Raw genomic sequence first — 20592 nt, forward strand, 5'->3', positions numbered from 1 at the left:
CCCAGCCTCCCGATGGGTTTCACCCGCCCGCACTGCCTTCTTGATTGTAGAACCGGTCAATGGCTTCGCGAAGCGCGAGCCGTGCGCGGTGCAACCGGCTCTTGATGGCGGGGATGGAGTCCCCCGTCACCTCGGCGATCTGTTCGTAACTGAGGCCCTCCACGTCTTTCAAGAGAAAGACTTCCCGGTACCCCTCGGGCAGGCGGTCGGTCGCCCCCTGGATGGCCCGCCCGAGCTCCGCGTCCAGAATCTTGCCCTCGGCGCTCCGGCTCCAGTCCTGGGGGGGGTACTCGGCCAGGCTCCCCCGCTCGGTGAACTCCGGGCCCTGGAGCTCCTCCTCGGCCGCCTGCACCACCCGCCGGTGCCTCAGCCGCATCAGCGCGTTGTTGGCGGCGATCCGGTGCACCCACGAGCCGAAGGCCGCGTCCCCCCGGAAGTCCTTGAGGTGTTGATAGGCGGACAGGAAGGTGTCCTGGGTGATTTCCGCGGCATCCGCCTCCGAGCGCGTCATCCGCAGCGTCAGGCCGTACACCTTGTCCCGATGGGCCTCCACCAACGCCTCGAAGGCGCTGATGTCGCCGGCCTGGGCCCGCGCCACGAGCTGCCGGTCCTCTTCCTTGACGGCCTCGTCGGACATCTCATCGGACATTGGGGGCGCACCCTTCCAGTCATGCCGTGCCCCGTCAAGACCGCTTTCCAGGACGGCGGGCCGGTGGACGGCTCACGTGTTGACTGTCCCGGATCCACAACCGGTAGGGCTCCCGGGCCCACTCCCCGGCGTAGTCCACCCCGATGCGTGGGCCCCGTGCCACCCGGGCCTCCGGCACCGGCTCGCCCGGCGTCAGGTGGAGGGCCGCGTCCTGCAAATCCCAGCGGTTGTGGGCCAGCGTCAGCCCCAGGGCCCGGCACAGCCGCCCCGGCCCGTCCGTCCGGGCGTCCTCGGGCAGGCCCTCCACCGGCTCCACCGCCCGCACCAGCACCGCCGAGCCCACCCCCTCCTCGTCCGTCACCACGTTGAAACAATGGTACATGCCGTAGATGAGGTAGACGTAGGCCCGTCCCGGCGGCCCGAAGAGGACCTCGGTGCGGGGCGTGCGCCCCTTGGAGGCGTGGCAGGCCAGGTCGTGCTCGCCCACGTAGGCCTCCGTCTCCACGATGCGGCCCACCCGCCGCCAGCCCCCCTGCTCGAGGACGAGGTGGGTGCCGAGCAGTTCCCGGGCCACGGTGAGCGCGGGGCGCGCATAGAAGGAGACGGGGAGTCGCACAGGACGAGAACGGATGCCGCCCCCCCCGCCTGCCGTCAATGGCCGGGGCCAGGAGGGGGCCCGGGGGGTCTCCCCAGGCGGACAGGCGGACAGGATGACGCCCGCCTGAGCGCAAGGACAGTTCACACCCGGGGGCACGTGGTGCATTGTGCGCCCACCATGGCTTCCACCGGCCGGCTCTCCGGTCTCCTGCTCCCGCTCTTCTCCCTCCGCTCGAAGACCGACTTCGGTATTGGCGACTTCGGCGGTTTCGACGGCCTCTTCCAGTGGATGGAGGCGGCGCGCCAGCGCCTGCTGATGCTGCTGCCGCTGCTCCCCACGTCTCCGGGCGACCCCAGCCCCTACTCCACGCGCTCGGCGTTCGGGCTCAACGCGCTCTTCATCAACCTGGAGAGTGTGCCCGAGTTCCACGCCACCGGCGGCGAGGCGGCGCTCTCCGACGAGGAGAAGCGGATGCTCGCCGAGGCGCGCGCGGCCCCCCGCATCCGCTACGACCTGGTCTTCCGCCTCAAGGGCGCGGCCTTCCGGCGGGCCTTCGACCACTTCGACCGCACCGAGTGGCCCCACGCCCCGCGCGCCAGGGAGTTCGACACCTGGCGCAAGCAGCAGGGTGAGTGGCTGGAGAGCTACGCGCTCTACACCGCCATCTCCCATGAGCGGCACCAGGCGCCCTGGTGGGAGTGGCCGGAGCCGCTGAGGAACCGGGAGCCCAAGGCGCTCGAGGCCGAGACGGCGCGGCTGGAGCACGAGGTGCGCTACCACGCCTGGCTGCAGTGGGTGGCCGAGGTGCAGTGGAACGCGGTGCGCGAGCGGGCCCGGGCGCGCGGCGTGCTGCTGTGCGGGGACGAGCCCTTCATCATCGGCCAGGACAGCTCGGACGTGTGGGCGCACCCGGACATCCTGCGCCGCGACGCGCGCCTGGGCGTGCCGCCGGATGCCTTCTCCGCCACGGGCCAGGACTGGGGCCTGCCCTACTTCGACTTCGAGCGGATGGAGAAGGACGACTACCGCTGGCTCAAGTCGCGCGCCGTCAAGGCCGCCAGCTACTACGACCTGCGCCGGGTGGACCACGCGGTGGGCTACTTCCGCCAGTGGATCCGCGACGAGAAGACGCCCACCGGCCGCTTCATCCCCGACACCGAGGAGGCCTGGAAGCGCTACGGCGAGAAGAACTTCCGCCTCCTGTCCAAGGACGCGGGCATCGTCGCCGAGGACCTCGGGGTGATTCCGCCCTTCGTGCGCGCCATCCTCAAGGACCTGGGCCTGCCGGGCTACCGGGTGATGCGCTGGGAGCGCGACGACGCCGTCTACCGCAACCCGCACGAGTTCCCCGCCGTGTCGCTCGTCACCACCGGCACCCACGACACCGAGCCCGTGGCCGACTGGTGGGAGAACGCCGCCTCCCAGGAGGAGCGCCTGGCCATCGCGCGCGTCTACCCCGAGTTCCAGGGCCTGGGCGTCACCAAGGAGTTCTCCCCGGACATCCACCGGGCCATGCTCGCCGCCGCGCTCAACGCGGGCAGCGACTTGTGCGTGCTGCCCTGGCAGGACGTGCTCGGCACGCGCGACCGCATCAACCTGCCGGGCTCCATGAGCGACGCCAACTGGTCCTACCGCATGAGCCAGAACGTCGAGGACCTGCTGTCCACCGAGGAGACGCGCAAGGCCGCCGAGCGGCTGGGCCTGCTCACCGCCTCGGCGCGCCGCTGAGGTGTCCGCACCGGCCCGGGCCCCTCTCCCCGGAGGGGGCCCGGTGCCACCGCGCTACCTCCGCCCTACCTCGGCGTCATGCACTTCACCTGGCCGGGGAAGCCGTCGAAGATGGCGCACTCGTTGCCCTGTTTGGCGCACTGCAGCCGCTCGCACACGTCGAGCGTGAGGCACAGCGCGGGCGAACGGCCGTACTCGAAGAACACCTCGAGACAGGCCTCATCCGCGTATTGGCAGCCAAAGGTGGTGCAGTAGGTGAGTTGCCTGTCCGGCGAGCCCAACGTCTGCCCTTCGCGGATCTGCACGACCTCGTCCTCGCTCACACCGCACGAGGTGAGCACCACCAGCGCCGCCGCCAGGAATCCTCTGATTGGCCATGACATACGGCCCCACTCTGGAACAGGCGGGCGCCGGATGCACGTCCCACGCGCCTCCGGGCGCGATCCAGCGGACAGAGCCGCCTCCCCGGAGGGCATCAAATGTCCGCTGGCGGAGACGCTCCACGCGGAGCGGGTGCATCCCGGGCCGTCCGGGCTATGTATCCCAGGTGGACGTCGCGGACTCCCTTCTTCGCCAACTGCTTCGCGGTACCCGCCTCCTGCTCCTCCTCGCGGCCGGGTGTGGCTCCTCCTCGCGCGCCACCCGGCCGGACCAGCCCAAGGTGGTGGACCTGAAGATCGAGGGCGCCGACGAGGTCAAGGCCTCCGACATCAAGGAGAAGATCGTCACCAGTGAGACCCCCTGGTGGGAGCCGCTCAACCCCTTCGTGGGCCCCAACTACTTCGACGAGAACGCGTGGCTCGCGGACCTGCGGCGCATCAAGCGCTTCTACCAGTCGCAGGGCTACTACCAGATGCAGCTCGAGTCGGAGCAGCTCGAGGACACGGTGGTGCACAAGGGGGAGCACGCCGTCGCGCTCCGGGTGAAGGTGGCGCAAGAGGGCAATCCCACCCGGGTGGGCACGTTCGAGGTGAAGGGGATGGAGGGGCTGCCGCCGGAGCACGCCGCGCGGGTGCTGGCGGAGCTGCCGCTGGAGCCGGCCCGGGAGGGCGAGGAGCGGCCCATCTTCCGCGAGGAGGGCTGGGAGGAGACGAAGGAGCTGATGCAACAGCGCCTGCGCGAGCTGGGCTACGCCGAGGCGGAGGTGGGCGGCGAGGTGCAGGTGGACCTGGCGACGAGCGAGGCGAAGGTGCTGTTGGAGGTGAAGCCGGGCCTGCGCTACCGCTTCGGCAACATCTTCGTGGCCACGGACGCCAACCCGCAGGTGAAGCCGCGGCGCATCATCGAGCAGGCGCAGGGCGCCATCCGCAAGGGCGAGTGGTACAGCGAGTCGGCGCTGTCCGAGGCCCAGTCGCGCGTGTTCCGCATGGGCGTGTTCGGCGCGGTGAAGGTCAACCGCGGCGCGCCGGACCGCGAGGCCCGCACGGTGCCGGTGGTGGTGGACGTGCGCGAGGCGCCCTTCCGCTCCATCCGCCTGGGTGGCGGCATCGGCCTGGACGCGGCCCGGCAGGAGGTGCGCGCGGTGGGCGAGTGGACGGACCGCAACTTCTTCGGCGGCCTGCGCCGGCTCACCGTGGGCGGCCGGGTGGGCTATGCCTTCATCCCCGACATCCGGGCCGCCTTCGATCGAATCGACTCGAATGGGGACGGCGTGTTGGACGCCCCCAACCTCAGCACCCCCCACGGCCTCGTCTTCCAGCTGTCCACCCAGTTCGAGCAACCGCGCTTCCTCGCCCGCGACCTGCGGCTGCAGACGACGCTCACCGGGGAGCGCGGACTGGAGCAGGCCTACAACTTCATCGGCGGGCGCCTGCGCGGCGGCGTCATCTGGCAGCCCTACCCCGAGTTCTCCCTCTTCCCCAGCTACAACCTGGAGATCTACCGGCTCCAGGGCCAGCGGGGCCTGCAGGACCAGACGACCGTGCCGCCCCTCGTGCTGGGCTGCCCCGCGGGCGGTGGCGCGGACACCTGCAACATCTCGGTGAGCTACCTGGAGCAGGTGGCGGAGTGGGACCGCCGCAATGATCCCATCGCGCCGAAGCACGGCTTCTACACCGCGCTGTCGCTGCAGGAGGGCGGCGGACCCCTCCAGGGCGACTACGACTTCCTGCGCGTGCTGCCGGACGTGCGCGGCTACTACACGTTCGGTGACAGCGAGCGCTTCACCCTGGCGGCGCGGCTGCGGCTGGGCACGCTGCTGACGCCCGTGGTCACCAACGAGGCGGGCGAGCGCATCCGCCAGGAGAGCGCCATCGTCAACCGCTTCTTCGCGGGCGGCGGCGCCTCCATGCGCGGCTTCAACAGCCGGCGGCTCTCGCCCATGAACCGGATCAGCAAGGACGCCACCCTGTCCCCCTCGGACCAGATCGTCCCCATCGGCGGCAACAGCCTCGTGGAGACCTCGGTGGAGCTGCGCATGAAGCTGATCGGCAACCTGTACCTCGCCGCCTTCCATGACACCGGCCTCGTGGGCGCTGGACCGTTGAACATCGGCGCCCACCAGTCCGACGTCCGCAAGGAGAGCGGCCGCGTCTTCGGGGACTACCACTACCAGGCCGTGGGGCTCGGTGTGCGCTATGTCACCATCGTCGGCCCCCTGCGGCTGGACCTGGCCCGGAGGTTGAATATCGGCAGGCCCCTGCCCATCTTCGACCCGGCCTCCGGAGCGACGGAAACACTGGGGGGACTGGGGGATTGCTTCGGACTCGGTGGAGTGGACCCCACCGCGGCGGCCACCCACCTCTATGCTGGAAGCCCGGAAGGACTCTGCACGTTCTTCCTGTCGATCGGAGAAGCGTTTTGAAGAAGCACCGGGGTCGATGGCTACTGTGGGGACTGCTCGGTCTCCTCGGGCTGGTGCTGGTGCTCGTGGCCGGCGTGCTCATCTATGCCACCGGACCCGCCGGTGAAGCCCGCCTCCAGGCGCTCGTCGTCCAGCAGGCGAACGAGCAGCTCGCGGGCAGGCTGGAGGTGGGCGGGATGGACATTGGCCCGCGCTCCGTCGTCCTCACCGGCGTGAAGCTGTACGACCCCGAGGGCGAGCTGGTGGCGGAGATAGAGCGGGTGGAGGCGCAGCTGGCGCTCACCCCGCTGGCGAGCAAGCACGTGGTGCTCCGCTCCGCCCGCGTGGAGCAGCCCCACCTCTACCTCCGCCAGGACGAGCGCGGCCTCAACCTCTCGCGCGCCATCGAGTCCCGGAAGCCCCCGCAGCCCGAGGACCCCAACGCGCCGCGCGGCACCCTGCGCTTCACCCTCGAGGACTTCCAGCTCGAGGACGGCTCCGTCGACTACGTGGCGGAGGCCCCCGAGGGCAACCGCGAGGTGCGCCTGGATGACCTGGATGCCACGGGCGCGGCCTCCTGGGCCTCGGCCACCGAGGCGCTCGACGCGAAGCTCGATGCCACCGCCAGCCTCGGCAAGCCCGTGACGGGCCCGGTGCGCCTGGCCCTGAAGGCCCAGGGCGAGGAAGGCAAGCTGAGCGCCGACGTGGACATGAGTGGCCCGGGCCTCGAAGTGAAGGCCACCGGTGGACTGGAGGGCGAGAAGCAGGCCCGCGTCGAGGTGAAGCAGCTCAGCGTGGCCCCGGAGACGGCGCGCGCCTTCCTGCCCTCCTACCCGCTGGCCGCGCCCGTCACCCTGTCGGGCACCGTGGCCCAGGCGGGAGACACGGTGCGGGTGGACCTGGATGCGAAGGCCGCCGACGGCACCGCCGAGGTGGAGGGGGCGCTGGATGTGGAGCGGCTGCGCACCGACGGCCTCACCGCCCGCGTGCGCCAGCTGGACCTGGGGAAGCTGCTGGGCGGCGGACCGAGCACCGTGCTCGCCGCGGACCTGCGCGTCACCGGCGGCGGCAAGAGCCTGGAGACGCTCGATGGCACGGTGGACCTCACCATGCCCCCCTCGCAGGTGGGAGGCCGGACGCTCGGCCCGGTGGAGCTGCACGCGAGCGCGAAGCAGGGCCGCTTCGAGCTCTCCCAGCTCACGGCCCAGGCCCCCGGCGCCAGCCTCGACGCGCGCGGCGGCGGCACCCAGGAGGACCTGCGGCTCGAGGGCCGGCTCGTGGCCTCGGACCTGGACGCCTTCGCCAACACCGTGGGCCGTCTGGGGAGTGGCGAGCCCCTGCCCCTGTCGGGCCGCGGCTCGCTGGACTTCACCGTGTCCGGCCCGGCGCGCCACCCCGCCGCCAGTCTCCAGGGTGGATTCGAGGCCCTCGCCTGGGCGGACACGTCCGTGCAGGGCCTCACGCTCGACGCGCGGGTGCCCGACGTCACCCAGCCCCTCACCACGGATGCGACGCTGAAGGCCACGAAGCTGAGCGCCGCCGGCCGCACCTACGAGGACCTGAACGCCTCGCTCGTCACCCGCGGCCGTGCCCTCGAGGCCACCGTGACCACCGGCGGTGCCACGAACCTCCTCGTGGCGCTCAAGGGCACCGTGGACAAGGACAACGAAGGCCTCGGGCTCGACACGCTCACCCTGCGCTACCCCGAGGCCGGCTGGACGCTCCAGCGCCCCACCCACCTGGGCTGGGGCAACGGCCGCGTGGAGGTGGCCACGGAGAAGGAGCCCCTCACCCTCGCCTCCGGGCCCCAGGCCCTCTCGCTGTCGCTGCGCATGGAGGGCGAGCGCATCAACGCCCGCACCGAGCTGCGCGACTTCGACCTCGGAAAGCTGCCCAAGGCCTTCCTGCCCGCCTCGCTCGACGTGGACGGCCAGCTCTCCGGGCAGGTGGCGGTGAACGGCCGCATGGCCCGGCCGGACGCCACGGTGGACCTCACGCTGCGCGGGGGCCGCTACCAGCAGTACGCGGACCTGGGCTTCGACCTGCGGGGCCGCTACGTGCGCGACCGCGCCACCGGCACCTTCGCCGCCAACGCGCCCGCGGGCCGCATCTCCGCGAAGTACGACGTGCCGGTGCAGGCGCTGATGCAGCACCGCCGCGAGCCCGTGGACCTGGAGCTCACCCTGGACCAGGTGGACATCGGCCCCGCGCTGCGCATGGCCGGACAGCCCGAGTCCGCCACCGGCATGCTCTCCGGCAACATGACGCTCCAGGGCCTGGCGAATGATCCGCGCCTGCAGCTCACGCTGAAGGGCTCGGGGCTGCGCTACTGGGGTGTGCCTCCGCGGCAGCCTCCGCCCGTGGTGCTCGCGCCGGGCTCGCTGCCTCCCGAGCTGCGCGGAGAGCCGCTCGGCTTCGAGCTCACCGCCCGCTCCGATGACCAGGACGGCACGCTCAGCGCGAGCCTGGACCTGCACGGCATCGGCTCCAAGGCCACCGCCAGCCTCGCGACGCCTTTCACCCTCGGCCGGCTGCTGACGAACCCGCCCACGGCGGCGCAGGTGCTGGACACGCCGATGCGCGAGCTGCGCGCCGACATCAGCGAGATGCCCCTGGGGCTGCTGTCGCAGCTGGGCGTGGCCGATCGCGCGGGCGGCATGCTGTCGATGACGGCCAACGTCACCGGCCCCCTGCTGGCCCCCGTGGGCGAGCTGAAGGTGGAGGCGAAGCGGGCCACGGTGAATGGCATCCAGCCACTGGACGGCAACCTCGCGCTGAACACGGACAAGGACTCCGTGAGGCTGCAGCTCGTCGCGCGGCGGGAGAGCACGCTGCTGGCGCAGCTGGACGCCCACGTCGAGGCGCCCATCGCCGCCCTGCAGGACCAGGAGGTGGTGGGCTACATCCCCTTCACGCTCGCGGTGCGGGCCGGCCCCATCTCCCAGCGCGAGCTGATGGGCCTGGCGTCCTCCCACGCCGGAGGGCGGCCGGGCTCGGTCTGCCGGACCGAGGAGCAGGACTCGCGAAGCACCGACATCCAGAACGTCCTGTCGCTGAACCTGCGGGCGCGCGGCACGCTGGCGGATCCGCAGGTGGACCTCACCGCCGGAGTGCAGAACATCGGCTTGAGCCAGATTGGCCTCGGCCAGGCGCGCCTCCACTACACCTACGAGGACGCCCGCTCCGTGTTCAACGCGCTCCTGTCCGCGCCCCGGGGCGGCACGATGATGGCCAAGGGCCAGGTGACGCAGGAGCTGTCCCTGCCCACGCTGCGCAAGGGCGTGGACTTCTCGCGGGCGCCGCTGGACGTGGACGTGGACGCGCACCAGTTCGACCTGTCCTTCCTCTCCGGCTCGCAGCTGCCCATGGTGCGCACCATCGGCGGCGTGCTGCGCATGGAGAAGGTGCACGTGGGCGGCACGGTCGGCGCGCCCACCTACCGGGGCACGCTCGAGTGGGTGAAGGGCCGGCTCGCCCTGGAAGGCATGGGCGACTACCAGGACATCCACGTGGCGCTCGACGTCACCGACAAGCACCTCAACCTCTCGGACCTCTCCGCGAGCAGCGGCGGCGGCACCCTGAAGTTCCAGGCCCGGGCGGATCGCACGTCGGCGGAGGCGTACTCGCTCACCGGCGAGGGCAACCTCGACGACTTCCCGCTCGTCTACGAGGACCAGCTCCTGGCGCAGCTGCGCCTGCGCACCGAGTTCGAGGGCGAGGTGTCCAGCCGGCTCGTCAACCTGCGCAACCTCTTCATCCCAGAGGCCCACATCCTCCTGCCCGAGGCCAAACGCAAGGATCTCCAGTCTCTGGACCGGCCCGAGGGCATCGTCCTGGTGTGCAACGGAACGCCGATGAAGGCATCCAGGCGCAAGCGGACGCCTCCCGCGGACACGGCCAGCCCGGGGACGGCCACGGGAGGCGCGGGCCCGGTGCACGAGGACGAGGAGCCGCAGCGCCAGTACATCGTCAACGTGAACGCGCCGAAGAACATCTGGGTGCGGGGCTCGGACGTCAACGCGGAGGTGGGCCTGTCGGAGAACTTCCGCGTCGAGTACTCGGACGCCACCTCCATCTACGGCGAGGTGCGCGTGCTGCGCGGCGAGGTGGAGGTGATGGGCCGGCGCCTCACCGTGCAGAACTCCAGCCAGGTGCGCTTCACCGGCCCGGCGGCCATGCCGTACATCAACGCCACCGCCGAGTACGCCAACGAGCGCGCGGGCGTGAAGGTCTTCATCACCGTGCGCGGGCAGGGCAAGGAGTTCACCATCAAGCCCACCAGCGAGCCGCCACTGCCGGAGACGGAGATCTACACGCTGCTGGCCACGGGCCGGCGCACGCTCAAGGCGGGCGGCGGCGGGTCGTCGATGAACCAGGAGCAGGTGGCCTCGGTGCTGGGCTCGGCGCTGGCCTCGCAGGCGCGCAAGGCCCTGGCCGCGAAGCTGCCGCTGGACGTGTTCACCATCGAGGCCGGCGAGGAGGGCTTCTCGGGGGCACGGCTGGAGGTGGGCACGTACCTCACGGATGACTTGTACCTGGGCTACACCGGACGCCTGGGCGCCGCGCAGACCCAGTCCGGCTCCAGCACCCGGCGCGAGAACAACAACGCCGTGCGGCTGGAGTACCAGTTCAGCCCGCAGTGGAGCGTCGAGGGCGAGTACGGAGACGCCCAGCAGGGCGGCGCGGACGTCATCTGGAGCAAGGACTACTGACAGCCCGGCGGCTTGACGGGCGTGCTTGCGCTCCCGTGTGGGACGTATGAACGTCATCTACGAGGACCGGGAACTAGCAGGCGAGCGGCTGGAACTGACCGATAACAAAGAGGGCAACTACTATCTCGGTCCGAACCTGACGCTGCGGCGCTGCACGGTGGTGACTCGCGTGAGTGCGGGCTGGCTGCACATCCTGCCCACGCGCTTCATCGACTGCACCATTCAGGTGAAGCAGGAGCTGAAGCATCATGATTGGTCGAGCGCGTTCCTGAAAGGCTGCCGGTTCACCGGACGTCTGACGGACTGTGACTTCGGACACCGGCTGCCGCACTTACCGGGCCGGGAGAATGGCGGCATCGAGGACTGCGACTTCACCGAGGCACGACTGCAGGGCTGCCGGTTCCACAGCTGTGACATGCGGACCCTGCGCCTGCCTCCCTGGCCCTGCTTCACCATCCTGAATCCCCTCGGCAGGAGCCAGGAATTGAGCAGCCTCAAGTGGCCGGGCCGGTCCGATATCATCGTGGCCAATCCCGACATGGACCCGCCGTCCACCGTGGCCGTGACCTATCACGCCCCCACGGTCGCCAAGCGGTACGGGACCACCCCCGAAGAGCTCAAGTCCGTCCTCGAGAAGCTCGACTACATCGTCTACTGACGGCTCACCGCCCCACGGGCCGCAGGCAGTCCAGCTCCAGGTCCAGCAGGAAGGACAGGAAGGCGTTGTCCCCCACCTGCGCGCGAGCCTCCTCCACCCGAGCCCGCGCCGCGTCCCACTCCCCTCCCCGCTTCAGCCGCGTGGACTCCAGCACGCGCCGGTTGGCCTCCAGCTCGCGCGACAGCCGCACCCCGTCCAATCCCTCTCCCCGCACCAGCGCGGGACGCTCCGCCATAGCGAGCAGCGCCTCCGGGTCGAATGGCTTGTCCGCGTTGAACAAGAAGTACTCCACCGCCGGGTGGTCATCCGTCACCGGCGCATAACCCCGCGTCCAGCGCCGCAGCGCCTCCGTGCCCGCCACGTACGTGCCCATCAGGCCATACGGCGAGGTGAAGCCCACGTCCGCCAGCGAGCGCGCCACTGTCGTCTGCGCCCACCGCGCCTCCCAGCCCGTCACGTCCACTCCCAGCGGCCGGTCCGCCGCCACCAGCACTGCCTCGTAGTCCGAGGGAATCCACAGCGTCACCTCGGAGAAGGCCTCCAGCAGCGAGGCCACCATGCCCCGCGTCAGGTTGTCCGGCTGCTGCTGCAAGGGAATCCATTGCGCCAGCACGCCTCCCGGCGCCAGCCGCTGCTTCACCTCCCGGTAGAACTCCGTGGTGTAGAGCCCCACCACCCCCGCCGAGCGCGGCGGCGGCGGCTCGAAGGAGATGACGTCGTAGCGTCCCTGGGCCGTCAGCAGGAAGTGGCGCCCGTCGTCGAACACCACGTGCGTGCGCGGATCCTCCGCCGCGCCGTGGTTGTGCTCGGCGAAGTGGGGCGCCGCGGCCAGCACGTCCGGATTCGTGTCCACGATGGTGAGCGAGCGCAGGCCCGGGTGGCTCGCGAACGAGCCCGCCGTGCTGCCCGTGCCGAAGCACACCTGCAGCACCTCCCTCGGCTCCGGGTGCAGCAGCATGGGCAGGTGCGCCAGCGTGGCCATGTAGCGCTTCCTCGGCAGCGCCGTGTTCGCGTACGACACCGAGCCGAACAGCAACTGCTGGTGGCGGAAGCCCCGCTCCCGGCACCCCGGGCCACACGCGTACAGCCCCGAGTCACACACCGACTCGCTGTCGTACTCGAGCACCGCCAGCGCGCCGTCCACGCCCTCGCGCACGAAGCGCACCCGTGAGTCCACATGGTCGGCGAAGGCGCGCACCAGCAAATCCCCCGGCACCATCACCACCGCCACCGCGAGCAGCGCCGCCCCCGCCCACATGCTCCGGCGGGCACGCGGCCGGGCCTCCGTGTCCAGCGCCTGCACCCCGAGCGCCAGCGCCATGTTGAGCGCGCACACCAGGACGAACGTCCACTGCGTCCCCACCGCCGGCACCAGCACGAAGCCCACCGCCAGCGAGCCCACGATGCCGCCCAGCGTATTCACCGAGTACAGCAGGCCCACGTTGCTGGCCGCGTTCGCCACGTGCCGCGTGGTGAGTTGCACCACCAGCGGGAAGATGACGCCGATGAGCGACGCGGGCACCAGGATGACGAGCGCCGCGTGCAGCAGCATGCCCACGTACACGGCATTGGGGCCCCAGCCTCCCACCAGGCCGGACAGCAACTGACTCACCGGGCGCGACATGCCCAGCAGCGCCATGGACAACAACCCCGCGAAGGCGAGCAGCGATTCCACCGTGACGAAGAGCTCCAGCTCGCGCACCCGCCCGGCCAGCTTCAGCGAGTACACGAACCCTCCCACCACGAGCCCCAGCAGGAACGTCACCAGCAGGATGGTGAAGGCATACGTGGTGGAGTCCAGCGAGGTGGACAGCACGCGGAACCAGAGCACCTCGTAGGAGATGGACGCGAAGCCACACAGCGCGAAGGCCGCGACGAGCAACGTGCGGCGCGAGCCCTGGAAGGCGGAGTCCCCACCCGAAACCTCGGGCGCCGCGGGCGCGGGGGCGGAGAGCGGCTCGGGGCGCAGCCACACGTGCAGGAGCACCACCGCGAGTCCCACGAGCACGTTGAGCCCCGCGGCGAGCGCCGCCGTGCGCCACAGCCCCACCGCGCCGATGAGGTAGAAACCCGCCAGCCCGCAGCCGAGCGCCGCGCCCAGCGTGTTGAGCGAGTACAGCACCCCGAAGGAGCGCCCCAGGCCCTCCAGCTCGCGCGCCACGAAGCGCATGAGCACGGGCAGCGTCCCGCCCATGACGAAGGTGGGCGGCAGCACCAGCAGGAAGGCCAGCACCCCGCGCACCGGCAGCGGCCCTCCGCCCGGCAGGCCCAGCACGGACAGCCACTCGGGCAGCGTGGCCAGCACCCGGGTGATGCCCAGCGCGAGCACGCCCGTGGCCGCCTCCAACAACCCATACGCCAGCAGCGGATGCTTCAGCCTGTCCGCCACCCGGCCCCACCCCAGGCTGCCCAGCACGAGCCCCGCCAGGAAGGCGGACACCACCAGGCTCGCCGCGAACGTGGTGTGGCCCACCACCAGCGTCAGGTAGCGGACCCAGATGACCTCGAAGACGAGCCCGCTCATGCCCGAGGCGACGAAGAGCAGACCCACGGCGGCGAACACTCTGGCGGAGATGCGATTCACGGGAGGTGCGACTCTACCCCGGCGCGCACCTCCCCGCCGCTCCGCCAGTACGCCCGGCAGGCGGGCTCAGCGGCCCGGAGCCCTCCCCGAGGGACGTACGCCCGCCTCCGTGGGACTCGGCTCGTCAGCGCAGACGCCCACAGCCCTCGCTCGGGGTCCTGTCCAGGGGTGAAGCTCACCTCATCCGACTGTCCACGTCACCGGGGCAAGCCCACTCGACTCCTCCCCCCTTTCCATTGACCTTCTTCTCGCTGCTCTCCATGGCGCTGCTGTGCCCGCTCGCGTGCGCGAGCACCAGCCCGCCGCAGGCGTATGCCTCCACCCGGGAGGCACTCGCGGACCTGGACGAGTTCGGCGCGCTTCTCATTCGGGCCGGTCTTCCTCCAGAGCTTCTGCCTTCGGGACGCGAGCTGTCCCCGGAGCAGGCGCGGCAACTCCGGTTGCAGCTCCACCTCTACCCGCTCCATCCGCCCAAGCCCGTCGAGCACGGCCCGTGGACGGTGGCGGACGTGCTGCTGCTCGACGTCACCCTCAAGAGCAATCCCATTTCGCGGGCCGAGCTGGGCCGTCGCATCCAGGAGTTCACGCCCCTCCTGGTGCTGCGCCCCGACGGCTACCTCGCCGAGGCGCTCACCGGGAAGGCTGAGCGGTGTGTGGGCCCCGTCGAGGTGAAGGACAACACCTACCGCTCCGGCATCTACGAGCTGGGCACCTTCTACAAGCTCGATGAGAACAACCAGCCGCAGCCCGTCTCCGTGGGTGGCCAGTCCGCCGCCCCCCGCTAGAACTCCTCGGCTTCCAGTGGGGCGACTTCCGCCACGACTTCGTCTCAACCAACGCCCACACGCGGGCCTCTTCCGGCCCTCTGCCGCCAGGATTCATCCCTGTCTCGTCCGTCCCCTCCACGCGGCCCCGCGGCCCGCCTCTCCTTCGAGTCTGGCGACTATCGCTACAGCGTCCACCGCCACCTCGTCACCCACCCCCAATACGACACCCTCCTGCTCGCCTCCCGCGAGTACACGCAGGGCGGCCCCGTCAAGCTGGTGGAGCTCAAGCCCGTGGTGCTGGAGGAGGGCTCGGAGGGACTCGAGCGCGTCCTCGAGGAGGTGCGGCTCGCCCGGTTTCTGCGCCACCCCAACATCGCCGCCGTGTACGGCTACGCGGTGCAGGGCAAGCTGCCCCACATCGTCATGGAGCACCTGCGCGGCTGCTACCTCCTCACCGCCATGGACGCCGCCGTGGCCGTGGGCCGCCGCCTGTCCCCGGCCTTCGCCGCCTACGTCGCCGCCGAGGTGGCGGACGCGCTCGACTCCGCCCACCGCTGCGAGGGGGACGACCGCAAGCCCCTCCACATCGTCCACCGGGCCGTGGGCCCCATGCGCATCCGCCTGGGGCGCAATGGCAGCGTCCAGCTCACCAACTTCGGCGCCGCCTACTCGGAGCTGCTCGGCCGCATCCGCTCGCCGGATGGGCTCCTCCGGGGAGATCCGGCCTACATCGCCCCGGAGATCCTCCAGGGCTTCCTACGGCCCGAACCCGGCCAGAGGGACTTGCTCACCCCCAGGAACCTCGACGGACGGGCGGACATCTTCTCCTTGGGCCTCGTGCTGCTGGAGATGCTCGTGGCGAGCTACCCATTTGATCCGCCCGACACCCTGTGGCGCGACGTGCAGCGCCGCTTCCCCTCCGAGGTTCGCAGCGAGGTGCCCACCTTCCTCGAGCTGGAGACGCTCGCCGACCGCGTGCTGCACTTCGGCCCGGAGGAGGTGCAGCGGATGGCCGAGGAGGTGCCACCGCCCCTGGGGCGGATTGTCACCCAGGCACTGCGCCCGGACCCCAGCGAGCGCTACGCGTCAGCGGACACGCTGCGTGACGAGCTGCGCGCCTACCTGCGTGGATTGCCGCAGCCCTTCGGAGCGAACGAGGCCGAGGAGGAACTGGCCGAGCTTCTCAAGGAAGCCTCCGACCTGGGCAAGCTCGCCGTCCACACGGGGGTGGAGACAGGCGTGCTCCCCGTTCCGCCCGACATGAGCTCCGACGACTTCCACTGAGACGCCCCATGCCCCAGGTACACAAGACGAAGGTACTGCTTGCCCGGCAGATTGGCGCCGTGGCGCGCGAAGCACGCATGAGAGCCGGAATCACCCAGGAGGAAGCCGCCGAGCGCGTCGGCATCGCGACGGAGGTGTACGGGCGCATGGAGCGCGGTAACATGCTCCCGAGCCTTCCCACGCTGGTGAAGCTGTGCCGGGCGCTGGGGATTGATGCCAACCCCCTGCTGGGGTTTTCCTCCTCGCAGCCTCCCGCGTGGCTCGCGTCCGAGACTCCCTCCGCGGCCGAGCCGTCCTCACTGCGGCGCCTCCTCCGTACGGCCCGCAGGCTGAATCCCCGCCAGCTCAGCGCGCTCCGGTCGGTGGCCGCCGCCCTGCTGCCCGCTCCGGACGCAAGGCCCGTGCGCCCCTCCAGACGCGCTGCCTCTTAACCCTGGTAGAGGCAACCAATGGAACACGAACAGCTACAGCCGGAGAAGCTTCAAGTGTCCTTGGGAGAAACGGCCCGCGCGGCACGCGAGCGGCGGGGCCTCACCCAGGCCCAGGTGGCGCAGCAAATGGGTCTTGCCCCCAACATCTACGGCCGCATCGAGCGCGGCGGAATGATGCCCGCGGTGCCCACGCTACGGAAGCTCGCGCTCACGCTGGCCATCTCCGCGGACACGCTGCTCGCATTGAGCCGTGAGGAGGTGACGGCCTCCGTGGAAGACCCCGCTCCCCAGGGCAACCTGTCGCCGGAATTGCTGCTCCTCGTCCGCATGCTGCGCGGGTGGAGCCCGGCGAAGGTGAAGCGGCTGATTCGGGTACTGAAGGTGATGGAGAACGCGCCCGACGACGAGTGAGCGGAGGCGCTGGGAATGAGGACGGCGTGAGTCATGCTATCCTCCGAACTCCGGAGGTTGACCCAATCCATGCAACTCCCGCCGTTCCGTCTGCCAGAGTCCGGGGACATCGTTGGTGACTACCGCCTCACGTCGAGGCTGGGGGATGGCGGACAAGGACTCGTCTTCAAGGCCGAGCGCGCGGGCCGCTTCTTCGTCATCAAGTTCTTCCGCGCCCGCGAGCTGGACGCATGGGGCCTCATGGAGGTGTCCATCCTCCAGAAGTTCAAGCACCCCAACATCGTCCGCGTCCGTGGCTACGACCGGTGGCCGGACCCGGACCTGGGCTACTTCTACATCGTCATGGAGTGGGTGGAGGGCCTGACGCTGGAGCAGTACGTCCTCACGGAAAACCCGTGTGCCCGCCGGAGCGCGGGCCTCATGCTGACGCTGGCTCGCACCCTCGGCGCGGTGCACCGCAAGAATGTCCTTCACCGCGATGTGAAGCGCGACAACATCCTCATCCGCTCGCGCGACGGGCAACCCGTGTTGGTGGACTTCGGCATTGGGGCCATGGCCGAAGCCACCCCGGTGCCCGGCTCCAGACTGCTTCCACCCGGGACGCAGGAGTACGTGAGCCCGGAGGCCTGGCGCTTCCTCGGGGAGAACGTGGGCGAGCCGGTCACGTACAAGTCCCAGGTGTCCGACGAGCTGTGGGCCCTGGGCGTCACCTTCTACTGGCTCCTCGCCAACCGGCTGCCGTTTGGCACGCGTCGGCGCCCGTTCCTGGTGAAGGCGATTCTCGGCCGCACGCCCCGGGCCCCTCACGAGTGCAACCCCCGGGTGCCAAGGGCGCTGAGCGACGTGTGCATGCGCATGCTGGAGAAGGAGCCGGCCGCGCGCTTCCCGGACATGGACGCGCTGGCCGCCGCGCTCGAGTCGGCGCTCGCGGCGGCACGGGACGACGCGAGCTGGGACGTGCCCCTGGGAGACCCGGACGCCCCCGAGGAGACGACGGCGGACGAGCCGCCAGCGCAGGTGCCCTGGGACGAGGAGGAGCTCGCGGTGCGCAGGTGCCTGGCCCCGCCCCGGCGTGGACGCAAGAAGCCGAGCACCGAGGAGAACCGTACCCCCATCGTCGCCGTGCCCCTCGTGCCCGAGGCGCGCTCGAGCCCCGTGCCGGTGGCGGAGGCCCTGGCGGCGCGCATGGCCGCCGTCTTCCCCGGCCATGCCTGGGAGGGCGTGCCTCTGCCCAAGAGCCCGGCAGCGGTACCGGCTTCCGCGGCGCCCATGCCCCCCGCCGGCTCGCAGGCGGGGAGCGCAGGTACGAGCGAGACGACTCCCAAGCGCCGGCTTTGGAGGCGCGCCGCCTCACGGGCTTTTCCCACCTTTGTGGGCGGCCTGCCCGCCCGTGCCGTGGCCCTGGACGGCCTGCGCCGGGCCGCACTGATGCTGGGATTGATGGCGGTGGCGGCAGGGGCCAGCGCGGGCGCGGTGCTCGCCGCCGCTCCCGCTTCGGATGCAGGAGAGGTGGCGCGGCGCCATGTTGCACCAGAACCTCCCATGCCCTCCGGAGACAACCTGACCCTTCATGCCTCCCTTGCCCGGGAATTGGCGGCTTCGCGGGACTCGCCGCAAGCTGGCGGAGGCGCGGCGCCGTTTCTGCCCCCCACCCCCGCGCCGGAGCTCACCACCGCCATGCTTCGCAAGGAAGACGTCAGCGTGAACACTCCCGACAAGCCCCAACCGCAGGCCCGGCGTGCCCGTTTCGCGGAGAAGTGCGTCACCGTGGCCTGCTGCGCCGTGCTCGGCGGTTGCGCGGGCTCTCCCTCGGTGCGCCCCACCCCCAAGCCCGAGGCCTGCCCGGACAGCGCCGTGGCGACCATGAAGAAGCTGGGCATCAGCATCGGCGACGAAGCCGCCGGCACCTTCCTCCAGGCCGTCGAGAGCTCCAAGCCCGTCCCCATCAACCATTTCACCACGTTCATGCTTGTGGAGCCCTTTGGGGAACTGAGGCCAGGCACCGTCCTCTCCGGGCGGCTCATTTTCGGGGAGGGCCGCGTCTACGGCCGCTTCACGCAGGCCAGGCAGACCCAATCAAAGGGCCGACAGACGTACCCTGTCTGCCTGGAGCTCAAGTACGGCCGACAGCGCGGCGTCGAGATCAAACGGGACACCGGGCCCGACTCCGCCGTTGTCTTCTCCGCTGCGGATGTCGAGGCCGTGGACCGCTTCGAGTAACACTGCGGGGGGCTGCCCGGCCGGCAGGGAGCCGGGCACATGGAGCGCGCTGGTGTGGTAGAGGCAAGGCTCGCCCTCACACTCAAACGCCCCCATCAAGGTTGACCTCCCGTGCTGCTTGCGTTCCCTGTCGGCCTCCTGGCGCTGGCCCTCCTGTCCACCCCTTCGGACGTCTCCGCCGCCCCAGGGGTGGACGAGTGCCAGGCGGCGAGCCCGCGCATTGAGCTGTCGCCCTCACCGTCCAGAGGACAGGCCCCGGTGGTGTGCATCAGCCCGGGTGTGTCCACCACGTTCCGCTTTGACTCGGTGATTGTGCCTGCGTCCGTGAAGATTCAGGAGCGCGAGCGTTTCGAGGACGTCACGCCCGGGCAGAAGAATCTGTTCGTCGTCCCTTTGGAGAACGTTGTCGCTGGGAAGCACTTCGAACTGGAGGTGTGCTTCGCCGACGGCGCCGTCCCTGAGTGCGCGAGCTTCGACCTCATCGTGCACCCCGGGTTGGGGATGCAGGAGGTGAAGGTGCTGCGCCAGCCGCGTGCGGCGGGGCACTACAAGCAAGTTGCCGAGGAGGCCGAGGCCGAAGTCCAGCAGTGCCGGGCGGAGGTGCGCCAACTGCGCGCTGAGCGCGGGGGGCCGGATGGATTGGGGGGCGCCATCGCCTCCGGCCTCGTAAGTGGGCAAGGGGGCATTGCCGTCAAGGAGTTGAGCGAGGACGTCACCGCGAAGGAGGGTAATGCTCTCGTCAACGAGCGCGTCTTCAGCTACCGCGCTTCGGAGCGCGTGGCCGTGGAGGCCTACTTCCAGAATCCGGGCACAGCGCCCTGGATGGCGGCGGGGGCGGTGCTCCGGGGTCCGAAGGGCGAGGTGCTCAAGCCGGTGCTGCTCTGGCAGCCGGACCCCATCCGTCCGGCCGCGCCGGGAGAGGCGAGCGACCGAGGGCGCGTCGTGGTGGAGGTGCTGGCCACCGAGAAGGAGGCCCGAGGGACGTACACCCTCATCCTGTGGGACGCGGATCGCCAGCGCACCGTCACGCTCGGCAACGTCTCGTTTCCGTAGGGAGCGGAACCATATCGCTCCTGGTCATCGTCCACGCTGTAGACGGGCGCGCGAGAGGAGTTGGCAACCAAGCCGACTCACGAATGCATCTACATCCATTGATTCCTGGTCGCACGGATTCGAGGCAGCAGGAACTGTTCACACTCCTCGTCCGACCAGGTTCCACCAGGAAAAACGTGCCATGCGCCAGCAGCCGATGCATCTCCCAGAGACAGGCAGAATGCTTTATGAAGATATACGATGATCATGAATCTTCCTTTGGATGCATCGAGCGACAAACATTCGAGCAACCAACGCATCATCTCACATACGCCATGATCTGTTGCGGCCATTTCGCGCAACCGGACAATCAAGCTCATGTTCAAGCTCGTGTTGGTTTCCATGGTCTCATGCCTCATCTGGTGAATAAAACCTGAATGCGGAGAGTTGCCCTGGCCTATTTGACTCGCTCCTTATACTACAGTGGGACTTTGGCGCGAGGGTCTCTACGTCGGTAATGGCAGCGTTTGGCGATGGCCTGATGGCGGCGTCGCCAGCGGCTCCAGTGCAGGACGAAGTCCAAGGCCGGCCGCATCACCCAAGCGATGTTCAGCAGCAGGCGCCGGAGTTCCTGGATGGAGAAGCGGACGAGTCCAGGCCCTGGCGCCGACGAAACCGGAGCATCCGGCGAGGGTGGCGCGTCAGGCCCAACGCTTTTGGGAGCAGTGCGGCCTCC

15 protein-coding genes are annotated in these 20592 nt (G+C 70.1%); 10 read left to right on the plus strand and 5 right to left on the minus strand.

Annotated features, from left to right (window positions below):
- Nucleotides 1-19: 19 nt before the first annotated feature.
- Nucleotides 20-637 (minus strand): RNA polymerase sigma factor, encoded by a 618-nt coding sequence (locus VFZ09_RS26600; protein ID WP_329730489.1) that lies wholly within the window; start codon nt 635-637, stop codon nt 20-22.
- Nucleotides 638-683: 46 nt separating this feature from the next.
- On the minus strand, nt 684-1265 hold the full coding sequence (locus VFZ09_RS26605; protein WP_329730474.1) for a DNA-3-methyladenine glycosylase: 582 nt from the start codon (nt 1263-1265) through the stop codon (nt 684-686).
- Here VFZ09_RS26605 and VFZ09_RS26610 point away from each other — a divergent pair.
- On the plus strand, nt 1197-2975 hold the full coding sequence (locus tag VFZ09_RS26610; protein WP_329730475.1) for a 4-alpha-glucanotransferase: 1779 nt from the start codon (nt 1197-1199) through the stop codon (nt 2973-2975). The genes VFZ09_RS26605 and VFZ09_RS26610 overlap by 69 nt on opposite strands.
- A 65-nt stretch (nt 2976-3040) precedes the next feature.
- On the opposite strand, the gene VFZ09_RS26615 is transcribed toward VFZ09_RS26610, so the two are convergent.
- Nucleotides 3041-3358 carry a hypothetical protein gene (locus VFZ09_RS26615; protein WP_329730476.1) on the minus strand — a complete coding sequence of 106 codons (318 nt, stop codon included), beginning with the start codon at nt 3356-3358 and terminating at the stop codon, nt 3041-3043.
- A 164-nt stretch (nt 3359-3522) separates the two neighbouring features.
- Between VFZ09_RS26615 and VFZ09_RS26620 the strand changes: the two genes are divergently transcribed.
- The 3 genes from VFZ09_RS26620 to VFZ09_RS26630 are packed head-to-tail and all read left to right on the plus strand — an operon-like array spanning nt 3523 to nt 11127.
- Nucleotides 3523-5778 carry a BamA/OMP85 family outer membrane protein gene (locus VFZ09_RS26620; RefSeq protein WP_329730477.1) on the plus strand — a complete coding sequence of 752 codons (2256 nt, stop codon included), beginning with the start codon at nt 3523-3525 and terminating at the stop codon, nt 5776-5778.
- Nucleotides 5775-10469, plus strand: coding sequence for a translocation/assembly module TamB domain-containing protein (locus VFZ09_RS26625; RefSeq protein WP_329730478.1), 4695 nt, complete (start codon nt 5775-5777; stop codon nt 10467-10469). The genes VFZ09_RS26620 and VFZ09_RS26625 overlap by 4 nt, the downstream gene beginning before the upstream one ends.
- A gap of 46 nt (nt 10470-10515) precedes the next feature.
- Nucleotides 10516-11127 (plus strand): pentapeptide repeat-containing protein, encoded by a 612-nt coding sequence (locus VFZ09_RS26630; protein ID WP_329730479.1) that lies wholly within the window; start codon nt 10516-10518, stop codon nt 11125-11127.
- A gap of 4 nt (nt 11128-11131) precedes the next feature.
- On the opposite strand, the gene VFZ09_RS26635 is transcribed toward VFZ09_RS26630, so the two are convergent.
- Nucleotides 11132-13711, minus strand: a complete 2580-nt coding sequence (locus tag VFZ09_RS26635; RefSeq protein WP_329730480.1) for a fused MFS/spermidine synthase — start codon at nt 13709-13711, stop codon at nt 11132-11134.
- Nucleotides 13712-13947: 236 nt separating this feature from the next.
- Between VFZ09_RS26635 and VFZ09_RS26640 the strand changes: the two genes are divergently transcribed.
- The 6 genes from VFZ09_RS26640 (at nt 13948) to VFZ09_RS26665 (ending at nt 19877) form a co-directional block, all read left to right on the plus strand.
- Nucleotides 13948-14496, plus strand: a complete 549-nt coding sequence (locus VFZ09_RS26640; protein ID WP_329730481.1) for a hypothetical protein — start codon at nt 13948-13950, stop codon at nt 14494-14496.
- A gap of 258 nt (nt 14497-14754) precedes the next feature.
- Nucleotides 14755-15762: a serine/threonine-protein kinase gene (locus VFZ09_RS26645; protein WP_329730482.1), complete on the plus strand. Its 1008-nt coding sequence runs from the start codon at nt 14755-14757 to the stop codon at nt 15760-15762.
- A gap of 8 nt (nt 15763-15770) precedes the next feature.
- Nucleotides 15771-16193 (plus strand): helix-turn-helix transcriptional regulator, encoded by a 423-nt coding sequence (locus VFZ09_RS26650; RefSeq protein ID WP_329730483.1) that lies wholly within the window; start codon nt 15771-15773, stop codon nt 16191-16193.
- A gap of 54 nt (nt 16194-16247) precedes the next feature.
- Nucleotides 16248-16604: a helix-turn-helix transcriptional regulator gene (locus VFZ09_RS26655; protein ID WP_329730484.1), complete on the plus strand. Its 357-nt coding sequence runs from the start codon at nt 16248-16250 to the stop codon at nt 16602-16604.
- 69 nt (nt 16605-16673) lie between these two features.
- On the plus strand, nt 16674-18824 hold the full coding sequence (locus tag VFZ09_RS26660; RefSeq protein WP_329730485.1) for a serine/threonine-protein kinase: 2151 nt from the start codon (nt 16674-16676) through the stop codon (nt 18822-18824).
- Between the two features lie 111 nt (nt 18825-18935).
- Complete coding sequence (locus VFZ09_RS26665; protein WP_329730486.1) at nt 18936-19877, plus strand: DUF2381 family protein; 942 nt, start codon at nt 18936-18938, stop codon at nt 19875-19877.
- 89 nt (nt 19878-19966) lie between these two features.
- Here VFZ09_RS26665 and VFZ09_RS26670 read toward each other — a convergent pair whose 3' ends face one another.
- Nucleotides 19967-20260 (minus strand): hypothetical protein, encoded by a 294-nt coding sequence (locus VFZ09_RS26670; protein ID WP_329730487.1) that lies wholly within the window; start codon nt 20258-20260, stop codon nt 19967-19969.
- Between the last annotated feature and the right edge of the window lie 332 nt (nt 20261-20592).

It is taken from the genome of Archangium sp., assembly GCF_036277355.1.
Taxonomy (GTDB): Bacteria; Myxococcota; Myxococcia; order Myxococcales; family Myxococcaceae; genus Archangium.